Here is a 16,074-nt window from a genome sequence, read left to right as displayed (position 1 = left end):
TTACTATCCTAATATATAGTATTAATATAAGTTATGTAATGTTGTTGAGGATAAAATGGATTTTGATCAATTCGTTCAAGGTGATTCTTTAAGAATAAATGCTAAAGGTACTGTAGTGGACATAGAAAGATTGGTAAGCTTTTTACAAAATAATACACACATTAAAAAGCTTTCTCTAGTCGATTTAGATATTGGTGATGAAGGTGTAAGAGCATTAGCTAATGGCAATCTTTTAAATCTTACTTCTCTTTATTTAGGTGGTAACAATATAGGTGACCAAGGTGCAGAAGCTTTAACTAAGCTTTCAAACCTTACCAAGCTTAATTTGGGGAATAACAATATTGGTGATAAAGGTGTAAGAGCATTAGCTAAGCTTTCAAAACTTACTGAACTTGATTTAGCTCGTAACAAAATTGGTGACCAAGGTGCAAAGGCCTTAGCTGAGCTTTCAAAACTTACTGAACTTGATTTAGCTCGTAACAAAATTTATAGCCAAGGTGCAGAGGCCTTAGCTAAGCTTTCAAACCTTATTGCACTTGATTTATCTTGTAATAAAATTGGTAACCGAGGTGCAAAGGCTTTAGCTAAGCTTTCAAAACTTACTGAACTTAATTTATCTAATAACAAAATTCATGGCAGCGGTGCAGAGGCCTTAGCTAATGGTAATTTTCCAAAGCTTGCTTCTCTCTATTTACAGGGTAATAATATAGATAACCAAGGTGCAAAGGCCTTAGCTAATGGCAATCTTTCAACCCTTACTTCTCTCTATTTATATGATAATGATGATATAGATGAACTAGGTAAAGAGGCATTAGCTAATGGTAATCTTTCAAGTCTTATTTCTCCCTTTATAATAAAAAATAAAAAACCGGTAACTATGCCATGTAGAGATACTTTAGAGAGAAAGTCTTTCTCAGAGCTAGGAACAGCATCTTCTAATCAAGGAGAGAAGCAGCAAGGGGCTCAGCTTTCTGGTGCTAATAAAAGCTTAATGCGCAAATTTCTTCCCTGTTGTAGGCCGTCAAGCCCGTCAAGTCCTGGTGGTATCAACAATGATCAGCCAGGTCCAAGTAGCAGGTTAGGTGAAGTACTGCCATTGTGTAGCCAGCCAAACTCTTTAAAATCTAATGATATTGAGATGGATAGGGTGTAACTCTTACCGGCTTTGTTGCGATAGCTAATTAAGAAGAACCAAGTAATAGCAGACTCGAATGTCAGTGAAGTTTATGGAAGCTAAAAATGCAAAAGTTATACTAACCATAATTATTGGAAAGGCAAAAAGGAATCAAGCTGCAAGCAAAGAACGCTCTTTTTAATCTGCCCTGTTGCCATTGAGATTATGCATTAGTTTTTATTCGTACATAATATTTTTATGTGCTGGATGGTAGCTAGGGTTCTTTCAAAAGGTTTCTAGTAAGGAGTGATAGAGAAAATTTTGCATACTGCTAAGTGGTAAAAACCCACAAGAGTGCCGAAAATTATGCATTCAGAAATAATTACAATAATCCTTTTCATTATTTTGCTTGCTCAACTATTTTTCGCTTTATTGGGCAGATAACATATTTGTGGATAACAGGTTCATTCTGTTTTTATATGAAAGGAAAGTTTACGTAAACAGATGAACTTATACCAAATCTCATAAATAAGTAGGCAAATAACTCACAGAACAAATGGTTTTGATCGAACTTTCCGTAATATTACGAATGAATGCACATACAGTATCCTCCAATAAACTAACAGAGTCATATATTCTATTTTTAATGAGATTGTCTTTCAAATATTGCCATAAACGCTCTACTGGATTTAACTCTGGTGAATATGGAGGTAAATAGATTAAGGTAATATTTTGTGGTATTTTTAAACCTTTGGATCTATGCCATCCTGCACAATCCACAACAAGAAATGCCTCCCTTGTTCCTAAATATTGTGACATCTGCTCAAGGAATATATTCATACAATCAGTATTGACGTTTGGTACGAATAAGCTAGAACTCTCTCGATTTCTAGGATTAACTGCACTATAGAGATAAAAGTTTTGCCTACCTAATTTTACCTTAACCTGTGTCCTAATGCCTTTTTTAAACCACCCGTGTCCAATCTTTGAATGTGTGCCAAACCGCGACTCATCGAAGAAAAATAGCTCTTTTTCGGGATACGTGACAATAGTTTCATTAAGATTTTTTTTTAAACTCTTCTTGTTTATTTTTATCCTGTTTATTGTGCACAGGCCTTGGAGTAATATACGAAAAACCTAACTTTTGCATCAGTCTATGTGCTGTAGACTTACTTACCTCAATAGAAAACATTTTCTCAATTATGATTTTTAATTTCTTAGCCGTTAGGTTGGCTCCTTCTTCTGCTATGACATTTTTAATTTCTTCTTGCTGCTTGTAGCTCAACTTCGGCTTTACTCCACGTCCTGGTTGTATTTTAAACGCATTGACTCCTCCTTCCTTAAATCTTGTAATCCACTTCATCAATGTAGTTCTAGTAATTCGGTATATTTGAGCAACTTTTGTTATTCCATATTCTTTTGCAGATATTATTGCCTGTAATCTTCTTCCTATCTCTCCTCTTATGCCGTGCTTCTTTAATTCCAGGTTACACTTATTATATAATTCTTCTCCTATTGCTTTACTTTTTCCTGCCATAACTCCCCACTAATTCTTAAATTATTCTATTTTAGAAATTTTTCTTTATTCCTCTATTTATTTTTAGGAATTGGTATTAGACGGTGAGAAAAAGCATACGGTGAGAATTATAAAAACAAAATTTGAAAGCATGTCCATTCAAGTAATTGGCGTTGGTTATGATCACTCTATATATAAGCTTTCTTTTCCTTCAACAAGGTCACTTATGCTGAAGGAATACCCTCCTTCTCACATCAGCAAAACCATCATAGAAATGATAGATTTGCGGTATGTTAAAGGTAATAGCGCAAGCTTTACTTTAATTAATGAGGAAAAGAATTGGAAAGGAGCAACACTCTTTATTTCGTACAACGATAAGGATTATAAGCCTATCGCAAGCACAAATAAACAGTCTACTTACGGATATGTAATGGAATCTACCGATGAGGGGCTTGTAATAGTATTACGTTTTGGTAAGCTGCTAGGAATTATCGATTCAAATTCAGCATTAATCGGAAAAGAGATAGTGAAATTCCAGAGTACTAAACTCATAGATAAAAATAAATATAAGCTTAGCAACCTAATTAGAGGGCAAGAAGGTACTAAAGAGTATGAGCATACAGGAGGTGAGAAATTTACCTTACTTGATGATTCAATAATTTCTTTTGAAGTGCAATCAGGGAGAAAATTTTACCTCAAAGCAGTGACTTATGGTGATTCGTTGGATAACACGGAAGCAAAGGTCCTGAACAATTGATGCTCAGTATTTAAACTTAAACCTGAATAATTGAAGATAAGATATTGAAATTCAGGCTTTTTATGATTTTAGCTTAAGATTCCAGTGTCAAAGCACATAACTGTACGAACATTGTGATTTGAATCCACTAGGAGGGTGTCATTCCAGTGCTTGACACTGGAATCCAGCTTTTTCATAATCATCAAAACGTTGTATAAAACGGCTACTTTTATGCTTACCAACTTAATAAAATTCCTGGATCCAAGTAGTCAAGGCACTGGGATGACAAAGGAGGACAGTGTCCGCTACTCGAATGACATCGTTTACTATGTAACATTGTACTTATACTAATGAAAAAAATATATTATAATCAAGTATATTTAATCCAGTAAATCATTAAGTGAAAACAGCTCTTTCGCAAAATATCATCTCTCTTATTATGATATTGTCTGTAGCAATTGTCGATATGGCAACTGACCTATACTCAGTTGCACTACCAAGCATTGCCAATTATTTTAAAGTAGAAGGCAGTGTAGTGCAGCTTACAATTAGCTTGAATCTAGTTGGATTTGCAGTATCTGGATTAATTTATGGTCCATTATCGGACCATTATGGTAGGCGTCCAATGATGCTGATTGGTATGACAATTTTTACTTTAGCAAGTATCATGTGTTATATAGCCGACAGTATTGCGCTCTTGATACTAATTCGCTTCATACAAGGAGCAGGGGCTGGTGTTGCAGGTGTTGTTGGGTATGCAGCAATAAGGGATATGTACTCGGGTAGTGAATACTCGAGAGTAATTTCAAAGTTAAATATGGTAGTGGCACTCTCACCTGGAATAGCTCCAGTGGTGGGCGGTTATATAATTTCACATGGGTATAGTTGGAAATTTTTGTTTTTTATTATATCACTTGCGGCAATTGCTATGCTTATTTTTATTTACTTTAAGTTACAAGAAACACTCATTGTGAATAAAAATGAAACCAGTATAACTAACATAACTACTAATATCTTCAAGCAATATATATCAATATTTAGAAATTATCGTTTCCTTGGGTTTTCAGCCATTCATGGATTAACTTTCATGTGGCTTTGGGCATATGTTGCTAACTACCCGTTCATATTTGAATCAATGGGCATTGAAGTACAGTATTTTGGCTACCTCATATCGATCATAGTCATATTTTACATAATTGGAACTTTAATTAATAGAAGGTATGTACCAAAAGTAGGGGTGAGCAAAATGCTAATAATAGGTTTGGTGTTACCGATAATATCCGATAGTTTATTGGTATATTTTTATTTCGCGGACAAGTTAAATATATTAATTCTTCAAGTTGCCTGGATTCCAGCCAATATTGGGCTTGCATTAGTAATCAGCAATAACGTAACTTCTGCTTTAGAAACGATCAAAGGTATAGGGCTTGGTAGTGCAGTCCTCTCATTCTGCAATATGATGTTTGGGGCTATTGGAATATATATAGTAGGAAAATTTTTTCGCTATGGCATTTTACCAAATTTACTATTAACAATAATATGCTCTACAATTGCGATTCTTATGTACAGCCTGCTCAAATATACTGAAAAACACGCGCATTATTTGCGTGATCCAGGAACATAAAGGTCATAGATTATTAACGGCTTTGCCGTGATAATATAATTTTACATGGAGGTGTGGGATGAGTAATGTAAATAAAGATATAGTAACAGATAATTTTGGAAATACTCCTTTACATAGGGCTGCTCTAAATGGCGAAAAAGATGTAGTAAAAGCCCTATTGGGTGAAGGGGCAAATGTTGATGTACAAAATGATAAAGGAGAGACTCCTTTACACTTCGCTGCTGAAAATGGCCATACGGATATAGTAAATGCTCTATTAAATGAGGGGGCGGATGTTAATGCAAAAACAGGTATAGATATAACTCCCTTGCTTTTTGCTGCTATGGGGGGTCACAAAGATGTAGTAGAAATTCTATTAAAAAAAGGAGCAGATGTTAATGCAGTAGAAAGTTTAAATGGAATGAATTCTTTACGTTGGGCTGCTCAAAATGGCCATGAAGGTGTGGTAAAAGTGTTATTAACAGCAAAAGAAATAGATGTTAATACATATCCTCAAGTATTATATTTTGCTGCTAGAGATGGTCATGAAGGTGTAGTAAAAGTGTTATTAACAGCAGAAAAATCGATATTAGCACGTATTCTAAGGTATTATATTTGGCTGCTCAAAATGGCCATGAAGGTGTAGTAAAAGTGTTATTAACAGCAGAAATCGATGTTAATGAATATTTTCGGGCATTATATTTGGCTGCTGAAAAGGGCCATGAAGGTGTAGTAAAGGTGCTATTAACAACAGAAAAAGTTGATGTTGCAGCAAAAGATGATCGCGGAAAGACTCTTCTACATTGGGCTGCTGAAAAGGGTTATGTAGAAATAGTAGACACTCTATTAGTCAAAGGAGCAGATGTTAATGCAAAAAGTGATAGGGGAGAGACTCCTATATATTTGGCTCTTCAATACGGTCATGTAGATGTAGCAGAAGTTCTTTCAGAAGCAAAAGGGATCAATATTAACATAGCAGAGGAAAATGGAAAAATTCCTTTAGATTTGGCTATTGATAATAAATACACAGATATAGTGCAGCTTCTATTAAGTAAGTTGGCAGATGTTGATCTGGCAGATGGAGATGGAAGGACTCTTTTACATTGGGCTGCTGAAAAGGGCTATACGGATATAGTAAAAACTCTGTTAGGAAAAGGAGCAGATGTTAATGCAAAAGATAATGATGGAAAGACTCCTCTATATTTGGCTGTTGAATACGTTCGTGTAGATGTAGTAAAAGCTCTAATAAAGGAAGGAGCAGATGTTAATAAAACACGAGGATTCGCTAATTTAAACAACGAAACATACTCTCTACTAAAAAATGCTGCTTTACTTGATGCTGCTAAAAATGGTGATGTTGATGAAGTAAGAGCTCTAATAAGTATAGGAGCGAGTGTTAATGCAGTAGATAAAGATGGAAGTACTCCTTTACATTGGGCTGCTGAAAAGGGCTATACGGATATAGTAAACACTCTGTTAGGAAAAGGAGCAGATGTTAATGCAAAAAATGATAAAGGAGAGACTCCTTCCAATTTAGCCACTGATGAAGGAATACAAAATCTATTGCGAAGCGTAAAAGAGGCCAATGATAAACTGCTTAAGGCTGCTGAAAGCGGTAATATTGATGATGTAAAAAATCTGTTGCGTGAAGAAGGAAAAGCACAGGTTAATGCAACAGATGAAACAGGGGAAACTCCTTTACATTTGGCTGCTCAAAATAACAACAAAGAGGTAGTAAAAGCCCTATTGGGTGAAGGGGCAAATGTTGATGCACAAAATAAGTATGGATGGACTCCTTTACATTTTGCCGTTTTCAATGGCTATAAAGAGGTAGTAGAAGCCCTACTGAAAGTAAATGGGATCAATGTTAATGCACAAAATAAGGGTGGATGGACTCCTTTACATTTTGCTGCTAACCATGACCATAAAGATGTAGTAAAAGCCCTATTGGATAAAGGGGCAAATGTTAATGCACAAAATGATAAAGAAGAGACTCCTTTACATTGGGCTGCTGAAAAGGGCTATACGGATATAGTAAACACTCTGTTAGGAAAAGGAGCAGATGTTAATGCAAAAAATGATGAAGGAGAGACTCCTTCCAATTTAGCCAATGATAAAGGAATACAAAATCTATTGCAAAGCGTAAAAGAGGCCAATAATAAACTGCTTGAGGCTGCTAAAAGCGGTAATATTGATGATGTAAAAAATCTGTTGGGTAAAGAAGGAAAAGCACAGGTTAATGCAACAGATGAAAAAGGGGAAACTCCTTTACATTTGGCTGCTCTAAATGGCGAAAAAGATGTAGTAAAAGCCCTATTGGATGAAGAGGCAAATGTTAATGCAAAAGATAATAGTGGACAGACTCCTTTACATTTGGCTGCTCTAAATGGCAAAAAAGATGTAGTAAAAGCCCTATTGGGTAAAGGGGCAGATGTTAATGCACAAAATGATAAAGAAGAGACTCCTTTACATGTAGGGTCGAGAACTGGCGCGCCTACTTTAGGGTTTGGTGGCTGATCCATTGTTTTCACAATAGGCCTCAATCCAAATTCCCATGTTAACGTTTCCAGCTCCCGCCTCGTCAAACGCAGCATGCGGTTTTCCCGCACTACGCTTTCCTAGCAGATTCTTTACCAAAGTTTATCACATATTGTACTGGTGATGCTTTCGGTTTGTAATACCTTATTCTGTAGTCTGAATATAGACCCAGCGTTTTGTATATCCATTCGCTACTCCACTTCTTCCACCCAAACCCTTTCTTTGCTTTCCTGGCTCGCATTAAGTTGCGTCTTACCTTCTTTTCCACCCAATGTTTTACGTAATTGAACTTTCGACCAGAGTTCCCTATCCTAAAGTAGTTTACCCACCCTCTCAATATCGGATTGATGTCATGTATCACTCTTTTTATCGGTTGCGATTTATAGCGCCGAAATATTTCCTTCAACTTGCGTAGCAGGTTTGTTCGTGCTTTCATCTGCGGTGTTTTCCTGACATTCCATTTTCCTTGTCTTGTGATATTCTCTTGAAAATCAAACCCTAGGAAGCTAAATGTTTCTCCTTTCTTTAGGTTGATGACTTTTGTCTTTTCTTCATTTACGCTCACTTCTAGTTTTGCTAATTCTTCTTCCAACCTTCTGTATACTGCTCTTTCTAGCCATTCCCGTTTCGGGTGTTCACTAATCAGTATCACTAAATCGTCTGCCCATCTGGCATATTCCATACGTTGGTACTTTCCTTCTTTGGTCACCTCTTTTGCTTTCTCCAACATTTTATCTACCTCATTTAGGTATATATTGCTTAGTAGTGGCGAAAGTGGTGATCCTTGTGCTATTCCTCGTTTTCCTCCTGTTTTGAGGATTAGCTTAATCATGCGCATGATTTCTTTGTCATTTATTCTTTTGGCAATCTTTTCCATCAGAATATGATGTCGCACATTGTCGAAGTAGGATTTCAGATCTACGTCAATTACTTTTGTATTGCCTTTGATTGCTGCTTCCGTTACTTTTTGTACTGCTTCATGCGCATTACGCTTAGGTCTATACCCGTATGATCCTTTTTGGAAGTCTGATTCGAATATCGGTTCAAGTATTAGCTTCAGTGCTGTTTGCACTATTCTATCCCGGATGCAGGGTATGTTCAACTTTCTGAATTTTCCTCCAGATTTTGGTATTTCCTTCCTCCGGTTCCTATTTGGGCTATAGGTCTTGGTTATTAGTTCGTGTCTTATTTGTTGAAGATACTTTTCTAAGCCTTCTGCCTCTATCGATTCGAATGTCATCCCATCTATTCCTGGTGCCCCATTACTCTTCTTTGTTAGCTTATATGCTTCTTCCAGTGTCTCCATCTTACAGACGTGAACATAGATTCCCCAGAATCGCCATTCCGGTTCTGCTTTCGCTTTGATATATATCTTTCTTCTCAGGTCTTGTAATTTTATTGGCATTTTTATCATTTTTACCTTTACCTTCCTTTTGTTAAAAGATTTCTACTAGCAGGGTGCCTTTGCTCCATGAGCGTTACCTCACTTCTTCACTACTACGCACCCATCTGCCACCCTCTCATCTTCAGTTCACTTCCTGTTTTCCAGTTATAGAACCTACCTCTCCAAGGTATTTCTCCTTGGGATGAGGAGGGCTTCTCCAGTTGCTTTGTATGTCCTCATTGCCATGCCGTTACTAACACCCCGCTGAAGTAGACCTATCGTTTCATTCGTTTTTCGTCTGGTCTATTCTGTCTTCGCCAGTACCAAGATGGCTCGACCTTCAGAATATTCCTTTCGAGGCAATCTGTGTATTCGCTTTCGCTACGGCCTGGTAATTCGCCATTATCCTACGATAATGTTGTCGGTAGGCTTCAACATTTTGGTTTCCCTCCATGCTGCTACCCAAGCTACAGGATTCCGACTTTTATCCTGGTAGGTCTATCTCCTACTGAACAATACTTGCCTTCTCTGGACGCACTTGGAACGGAAAAAAATAAGAATATCCTGATCCACTTTTTGAACGATATTTTAGGGTTTACTGAGATAAATGCAATACAAGAAGTTGAGTTTCTTAGCACTATTATGGATCCCGAAGTTGCCTCTGATAAACAAAGTATTGTTGATGTTCTCTGCAAGGATTCTCATGGAAATAGATATATAGCAGAAATGCAGCTCGCTAGAGACAAGGGCTTCGAAAAACGCGCTCAATTATATGCCGCTAAAGCCTACTCAAGACAATTAGATAAATCTGGCAACTACATTGATTTAAAGAAAGTCTTCTTTATTGCTATATCAAATTGTAACTTACTTCCCGAAGAAGTTGATTATATTTCTACTCACAATATACGTGATATAAAAACTAACGGCCATTACTTAAAAGATTTTCAATTTATCTTTATAGAATTGCCCAAATTTTCAAAAAGTAAAGTAGAGCAGTTAGAAAGTATAGTAGAAAGGTGGTGTTTCTTTTTTAAATACGCAGAAGAAACAACAGAAGAGGACTTAAAAGAGATAGCAGAAAAAGCGCCAATAATAAAGCTAGCATATGATGAATTAGACAAGTTTCGTTGGAACGAAAAAGATTTAGTAGCTTACGAAGAAAGAATAATGGATCTACGGAAAGAAGAAGCCATTCTTGAATACAGACTTGATCTTGCTGAAGAGAAAGGTATACAAAAAGGTATAGAGAAAGGAAAAATTGAAGGGAAAATTGAAGTCGCAAAAGCAATGCTGGCTAATAATGTTGATGTCAACACTATTGTCAAGTTTACAGGCCTTTCTATTAGTGAGATTGAAGAATTAAGTGGAAATCTGTGAACGGTTACACTTGGAAAACCTTTGTGGCATAATTTAAGTGGGCAGCGTAGTCTACGATTACCGCATAATTTACTATATAGATATTCCAGAACATATAGACTTCAATTGAACACAGAAAAGATTCTTATCAAAGTTAATTACCCTTATTGTCAATAACTATTAGCTACAGACCAGTTCTTGTTAAGTTACAGTAAAGAAATGAGTCATATATAGCTAAACTGACTTAGATTTACCGACAATTTGAAAAACCGTCATTCCGCTACTAGTTAGCGCCGCGGCGGTATGACGTGTTGCTTGGGTCAGCTATAGCTAAAGTAACTTAGGTTCACCGACAATCGTCATTCCGCTACTAGTTAGCGGAATCTATCCGCAACGGCATGACGTGTTGCTTGGGTCAGCTATAGAATATAGATCAGAAGTGACAGAGCTTAAAAAAAGGCATAACATTCTTAATAAACGTAAAAAGCTTTATGAAAATCAGAGTTGGAGTAATAGGCTGCTTAGGCAGAATGGGCAAGAAAATACTCAATGAATTAATTACAAATGCCGAAGTGGAAATAGCAGGTGCTGTTGCCCGTTCAGGCAGTAAGTACATGGGCTTAGATATTGGACCAATTATAGGCTGCGGTTCCAATCTAGGAATTAAAATTACAAGTTCTATGAGTGGCATATTTGAGTCATCTGACGTTGTAATAGATTTTACAACTAAAGAATGTATGTTAGACTGCCTTAAAGCAGCTGTAAAATTTAAAACACCGCTGGTTAGTGGCACAACTGGAATAGAAGGTGTCGATTTAAAAGAGTATGCTGCTGAAGTTCCAATATTATGGTCAGCAAATATGAGTGTTGGGGTTAATGTGTTGCTGAAATTGGTAAAAAAAGCTGCTGAGCTTTTAGGTAATGAATATGACGTTGAGATTTGGGAAATGCATCATAACTTAAAAAAGGATTCACCATCTGGAACAGCTATAGAACTTGGCAAAACAATTGCTAACGCTTCAAAAGTGGATTTTCAGTCCAATCAATATTTACATAGTGGTTCAAACACAAGAAAAAAGGGGGAAATAGGTTTTGCAGTATCTCGTGGAGGTGGAGTAATAGGAGATCACAGCGTGATGTTTGTTAATTCTGATGAACGGATAGAACTAAACCACAAAGCAATTGATCGCACAACATTTGCTAGAGGAGCTGTTCAAGCAGCAGTATGGCTATATGAAAATAAAAGAGAAATTCCGGGGCTCTATTCAATGCAGGATGTGATATGAGCAATACACGTGCCTCTGTTAAAGATTTAAATCTCTGGTATGGCTCTAAGCAAGTTTTATTCGATATAAATTTGAATATTTATAAAAGAAAAGTTACTACTTTTATCGGACCATCCGGGTGCGGTAAATCAACATTTTTGCGTTGTTTTAATCGTATGAATGACTATGTACCTGGATGCAAAACTGTTGGTGAATTAGATATCGATGGGCTGGGTGATATATATTCACGCGATATGGATGTTGTGCTACTCAGAGCAAAAGTTGGCATGGTATTTCAAAAGCCAAATCCTTTTCCAAAATCAATATACGACAATGTTGCTTATGGACCAAAACTGCATGTTATGGCGAAGGATAAGCAAAAATTGAATGAGATGGTGGAAAATAGTTTAACCAAGGTTGGTTTATGGGAAGAATTAAAAGACAGATTGCAAGATAGTGCACTCGATTTATCCGGTGGCCAACAACAGAGGCTATGCATCGCTCGCGCAATTGCAGTGAAGCCAACTATTTTATTAATGGATGAACCGTGCTCCGCTCTTGATCCAATGGCAACCAATGCAATCGAAAATCTTATACAAGAGCTGAAATTAAGGTTTACTATAATTATGGTAACTCATTCAATGAAGCAAGCTAAAAAGTTATCTGATAGTGTAATTTTCTTTCATAATGGCAGAATTGTTGAGTCTGGAAGCACTCAAGAAATATTCGAAAATGCTCAATCTCCCTTAACAAAGGAGTATATCCTGGATCATTAAATTTCTGTCATCAAAGTAGCTTGGCTACTTTAAAAAATGTATCCGTATGCCGTATTTGTCATTCAGCATGGTATAGCTAAACTGACTTAGATTTACCGACAACCGTCATCCCGCTGCTTGTTAGCGGGATCTATAGCTAAAGTGGCTTAGGTTTATCTACAATTTGAAAAACAACAAATTCGTCATTCCGCTACTAGTTAGCGCCGCGGCGGTATGACGTAGGGAAACCTTTCTTGGGTTAGCTATAGAGATACCGCCGCGGTATGACGTACTGACTTGCACTAGCTATAGATCTAAAGTGAAACTTGAGTGAGAAATATTTAAGTAATAATTTTCCGCCACAAACAATACTTTCTTTGTTTGCTAGTGCAATAGAAGTCTAATCTACTTTCAATTCCCCAGTATGTAAACTGCGCGGTAAGGACTCTAATTCCTTTGCAGCACTTAAACTTTTATTTTTTGCATGTATACCAAGCTTATTGAATTCTCGGGCAGCAGGAAACACCCTTGCTTCAAGCGAACCAGCAGTTTTATTATAATGATCGACAGCACTTTTTAAGCTCCTGCGCAAATTATCAAAGTTTTCGCCCATTGTGCAAATGCGCTCATATAAAATATGACCTAGTTCACTGATTTTCTTTGCATTTTCAGCTATCATTTCTTGCTTCCATCCATATGCTATTGCTCTCAGCAACGCAATTAGAGTGATCGGTGTTGCAATGATCACTTTTTTTTCCACTCCAATCTCTATCAAAGCAGGCTCATATTCCAGTGCTGCGCTAAAAACCCCCTCCCCTGTTAAGAAAAGCACCACAAGTTCTGGCGTATTTTCAAATTGATTCCAATACTCTTTTTTACCCAAGTCATTTATGTGTTTTTTTATTGCCAGGGAATGATTCTTTAATTTCTCCTTTTGTATTTGCAAATCATTTTGTGATATAGCATCCATGTAAGAATCAAGCGGCACTTTAGCATCTATTATTATTTGCTTTCCAGATGGCATTTTGATTATTAAATCAGGACGCAATAAATTATCCTCGTTTTTATCAACCACTGACGGCTGAGTAAAAAAATCGCAATATTCAATCATTCCTGCTATTTCTACCACTCTTTTGAGTTGCATTTCACCCCACTTTCCTCTAATGTGGGGCTTTCTCAAGGCATTAGCAAGGCTGGAAGTTTGGTTCATCAGTGCTCCAATTTGCTCCTTTAAACCTTCATAGGCCCCTACCCTCTCCTTTTCTAGCTCACGTATTTCGTTATCGAATTTTTCTAATTTTTCTTTTATTGGCGTTACAACTTCGTTGATCGTTGCTTGTCTTTTTTTGAAATCGCTTTCTGTTTCTTTTAATTTACTATCAATTACTTCCTTTGCTAAGTTCAGAAAATTATTGTTATTTGTCTGCAAAGCATCAAGAGAGAGCGCTTTAAAAGTGTTTGTTAATCTCTCCTCTGCTTTTGTTAGTAATTCTATTTCCTTTTTCTTTTCCTCACGTTCTTTTTGCAGAGTTACTTCAAGCTCTGCTCTTTTGACCCTTAAATCAACTATTTCTTCATTCTTTGTAAGTAAAGTTTGCTTTGTTTCTTGAAGCTCACGCTCTAATTTACATAAATTACCCTCAAGGTTTGCTTTCTTTTCGCTCAGTTTTTTTACAATAATGTAGAAAAATAGTAATAGAGAGACAACCAGAGCTATAGAATTGAAAAGCATCAGAATAAAAAAACTGCGTTTACAATTCTATATGATTTTTGTGTGTATAGCTATAAGTAACGACGTCATACCGCACACAACTGTACGAATGTCTAGTTTAGTTATAAAATGTATATAAAATATTAACCGCTGATGTCATCCCAGTGCTTGACACTGGGATCTAAATTTTATGAAAAACTATTATATTTATATACTTGCAAGTAGACACAATAAGGCTCTATATATAGGTGTTACGTCGAATTTAATTAAACGAATTTGGGAGCATAAGAACAAGGTTATTCCCTGTTTACATCGAAATATAATGTGCATAAATTAGTTTATTTCGAGGAATTTCAAGATGTAGATTCGGCTCTTAATAGAGAAAAACTTTTAAAAAGTTGGAAAAGAGAATGGAAAGTCGATTTAGTTGCAAGAAAAAACCCAAATTGGTATAATTTATATTATGAAATCACGAAATGAGATCCCAGTGTCACGCACTGGGATGACACAAGTAGGAGCTGGGATGACAACGTTCATACAGTTTGCACGGTATGACGTACTTATTTATATAGTATAATATAAAAAAAAGAACACCTAAAGAGGTGCTCTTTTTGAAGAGTTTGCTACAATGATTGTAACCGTTCACGGATTGTGAGAATGAATTAAAGAACTAAGCAGTGACAGCTACTAGATTCTGTAGCTTTTGAAAGGGGTTCTGGCCATTTAGACGTGATGTCAAAAATATCGACAACATTCTTTCCACGAATCTTTCTCCACGTTCTGACCAGGTGAAAAAGCTGTTTTTACGATAAATTACGTACCGTCTAATTTGCCGTTCTGCAAGGTTATTAGTTGTTTCTATCACTTCAGGTTTTCTTAAAAACTTCCACATCATATCCTCAGATCGTAACATCTTAGCGGCCATTCTTGAAGCTTGAGTGCTATTTGCAACCCTCGTCATTTTACGTAAAAAATGTTTTACCCTTTTCCGAATTTTTCGCACCAGTCGATAAAATCTCAAATTATCTATCAAATTTTGTTTTTTTGCCTTATCTACTACAAACACCTTATTGCTGAGCGATTTTAGTGCTTGGCCAATTTTGCTCACTTCAACATTTTTACTATGGGCAAATCTCTCAAAATCTCTTGCCAGATGTGCCCAACATATCTGTCTATTTTCACGATTGAAGTAATTGTATACAGCGTATCTATCGCTCACAAATATACCATCATATTCTGGCAGTAAACTCTTCAACACCTTCTTACCACGAGACTCGCTTACCTTCAGAAGTGTCAACGCTTTGTTTGTTATTACCCAACTCCAGCCTCTCTTTCCTTGATTTCTGTGCCCTGTTTCGTCTATATGCAAATACTCGCTTCCTTGCAACTCTTCCTTCATTTTCTCATATTCAGATGCACACTTCTTCGATACCCTGCGTTCAGTATTTGAGACTAAACCAAGGCTTATATTTAGATTAAAAATACTGCCCAAAATTTGCTGTACCTCTCTTTTTGAGTTAATAAAAAAGCCGCTAAGGCTGCTTATAACTGTTTTAGCATTGGGTCCTAGAAAATCTCTTGCAACACCTTCGGGTAAATTTGCTGTAATTCTTTTATTACATACTCTACAATGTCCTCTTTGCAACCTGTACTCAGTTACAATTGGCTTAATTTCTGGCAACTCTGCCTTCTGATGAATAATTTCATCTTCTAAAGTAATCTTACCTCCACACATACAAATTGTATCAATTGTGCATCTCACTACCTCGTCTGCAGCCATTAATTCACGCTTATGCACCTTATGTCCTGGCTGACCTCCTGGTTTTTTATCACTTTTCTTTTTTGCTTTCTTACGATATATATCTCGTGATGGTGGCAGCGATGAATTTTGCGAATTTAAGCCCAATTTGTCTTCTAATTCAACTATTTTTGCTTTCAAGCTATCATTTTCTCTGATCAGTGCTTTTATTTCTTCCTTGAGATTAGCGTTTTCTGCTACAACCTTTTCTTGCAGCACTGTTGTCATTTACCCATTCCATATTTAGCTTCCTATCTCTTTACACTTTTATACTTACTTTGTAAACCACCTTATCTCC

Annotated in this window: 13 protein-coding genes; 9 read left to right on the top strand and 4 right to left on the bottom strand. The window is 36.5% G+C overall.

What is annotated here, in order from left to right:
• Window positions 1-55: 55 nt before the first annotated feature.
• Window positions 56-1,153: a leucine-rich repeat domain-containing protein gene (locus WKH12_RS00255; RefSeq protein ID WP_434732344.1), complete on the top strand. Its 1,098-nt coding sequence runs from the start codon at window positions 56-58 to the stop codon at window positions 1,151-1,153.
• Between the two features lie 483 nt (window positions 1,154-1,636).
• Here the strand turns inward: WKH12_RS00255 and WKH12_RS00250 are convergent.
• A protein-coding gene (locus tag WKH12_RS00250; RefSeq protein WP_434732009.1) for an IS630 family transposase occupies window positions 1,637-2,651 on the bottom strand; the annotation gives its coding sequence in 2 pieces (ribosomal slippage) (window positions 1,637-2,185 and window positions 2,187-2,651; 1,014 coding nt in all).
• 130 nt (window positions 2,652-2,781) lie between these two features.
• Between WKH12_RS00250 and WKH12_RS00245 the strand changes: the two genes are divergently transcribed.
• The 4 genes from WKH12_RS00245 (at window position 2,782) to WKH12_RS00230 (ending at window position 7,486) form a co-directional block, all read left to right on the top strand.
• Window positions 2,782-3,387 (top strand): GTA baseplate fiber-binding domain-containing protein, encoded by a 606-nt coding sequence (locus WKH12_RS00245; protein WP_434732343.1) that lies wholly within the window; start codon window positions 2,782-2,784, stop codon window positions 3,385-3,387.
• 418 nt (window positions 3,388-3,805) lie between these two features.
• Window positions 3,806-4,990, top strand: a complete 1,185-nt coding sequence (locus tag WKH12_RS00240) for a multidrug effflux MFS transporter (RefSeq protein WP_434732672.1) — start codon at window positions 3,806-3,808, stop codon at window positions 4,988-4,990.
• 58 nt (window positions 4,991-5,048) lie between these two features.
• Window positions 5,049-5,615 carry an ankyrin repeat domain-containing protein gene (locus tag WKH12_RS00235; protein ID WP_434732342.1) on the top strand — a complete coding sequence of 189 codons (567 nt, stop codon included), beginning with the start codon at window positions 5,049-5,051 and terminating at the stop codon, window positions 5,613-5,615.
• Complete coding sequence (locus tag WKH12_RS00230) at window positions 5,585-7,486, top strand: ankyrin repeat domain-containing protein (protein WP_434732341.1); 1,902 nt, start codon at window positions 5,585-5,587, stop codon at window positions 7,484-7,486. Before WKH12_RS00235 ends, WKH12_RS00230 begins: the two co-directional genes overlap by 31 nt.
• A gap of 91 nt (window positions 7,487-7,577) precedes the next feature.
• Here WKH12_RS00230 and ltrA read toward each other — a convergent pair whose 3' ends face one another.
• A complete protein-coding gene (gene ltrA, locus WKH12_RS00225) occupies window positions 7,578-8,921 on the bottom strand; it encodes a group II intron reverse transcriptase/maturase (protein ID WP_434732173.1) in 1,344 nt (447 codons plus the stop codon).
• Between the two features lie 456 nt (window positions 8,922-9,377).
• Between ltrA and WKH12_RS00220 the strand changes: the two genes are divergently transcribed.
• The 3 genes from WKH12_RS00220 to pstB all read left to right on the top strand — a co-directional run bounded on the left by WKH12_RS00220 (window position 9,378) and on the right by pstB (window position 12,288).
• Entirely contained in the window at window positions 9,378-10,268 is an 891-nt protein-coding gene (locus WKH12_RS00220; RefSeq protein WP_434732671.1) for an Rpn family recombination-promoting nuclease/putative transposase, read from the top strand.
• Between the two features lie 470 nt (window positions 10,269-10,738).
• Window positions 10,739-11,533, top strand: coding sequence for a 4-hydroxy-tetrahydrodipicolinate reductase (gene dapB / locus WKH12_RS00215; protein ID WP_434732340.1), 795 nt, complete (start codon window positions 10,739-10,741; stop codon window positions 11,531-11,533).
• On the top strand, window positions 11,530-12,288 hold the full coding sequence (gene pstB, locus WKH12_RS00210) for a phosphate ABC transporter ATP-binding protein PstB (protein WP_264735555.1): 759 nt from the start codon (window positions 11,530-11,532) through the stop codon (window positions 12,286-12,288). The genes dapB and pstB overlap by 4 nt, the downstream gene beginning before the upstream one ends.
• A 379-nt stretch (window positions 12,289-12,667) precedes the next feature.
• Here the strand turns inward: pstB and rmuC are convergent, their stop codons facing one another.
• Window positions 12,668-13,999: a DNA recombination protein RmuC gene (rmuC, locus tag WKH12_RS00205; RefSeq protein ID WP_434732339.1), complete on the bottom strand. Its 1,332-nt coding sequence runs from the start codon at window positions 13,997-13,999 to the stop codon at window positions 12,668-12,670.
• A gap of 169 nt (window positions 14,000-14,168) precedes the next feature.
• Here rmuC and WKH12_RS00200 point away from each other — a divergent pair, with 169 nt between their 5' ends.
• Window positions 14,169-14,315, top strand: a complete 147-nt coding sequence (locus WKH12_RS00200; protein ID WP_410529922.1) for a GIY-YIG nuclease family protein — start codon at window positions 14,169-14,171, stop codon at window positions 14,313-14,315.
• Between the two features lie 333 nt (window positions 14,316-14,648).
• Here WKH12_RS00200 and tnpC read toward each other — a convergent pair whose 3' ends face one another.
• Window positions 14,649-16,004 carry an IS66 family transposase gene (gene tnpC / locus WKH12_RS00195; RefSeq protein ID WP_434732010.1) on the bottom strand — a complete coding sequence of 452 codons (1,356 nt, stop codon included), beginning with the start codon at window positions 16,002-16,004 and terminating at the stop codon, window positions 14,649-14,651.
• Window positions 16,005-16,074: the final 70 nt, after the last annotated feature.

It is taken from the genome of Wolbachia endosymbiont of Zygogramma bicolorata, assembly GCF_051130665.1.
Taxonomy (GTDB): Bacteria; Pseudomonadota; Alphaproteobacteria; order Rickettsiales; family Anaplasmataceae; genus Wolbachia.
This window is presented reverse-complemented; position numbering and strand designations above follow the sequence as displayed.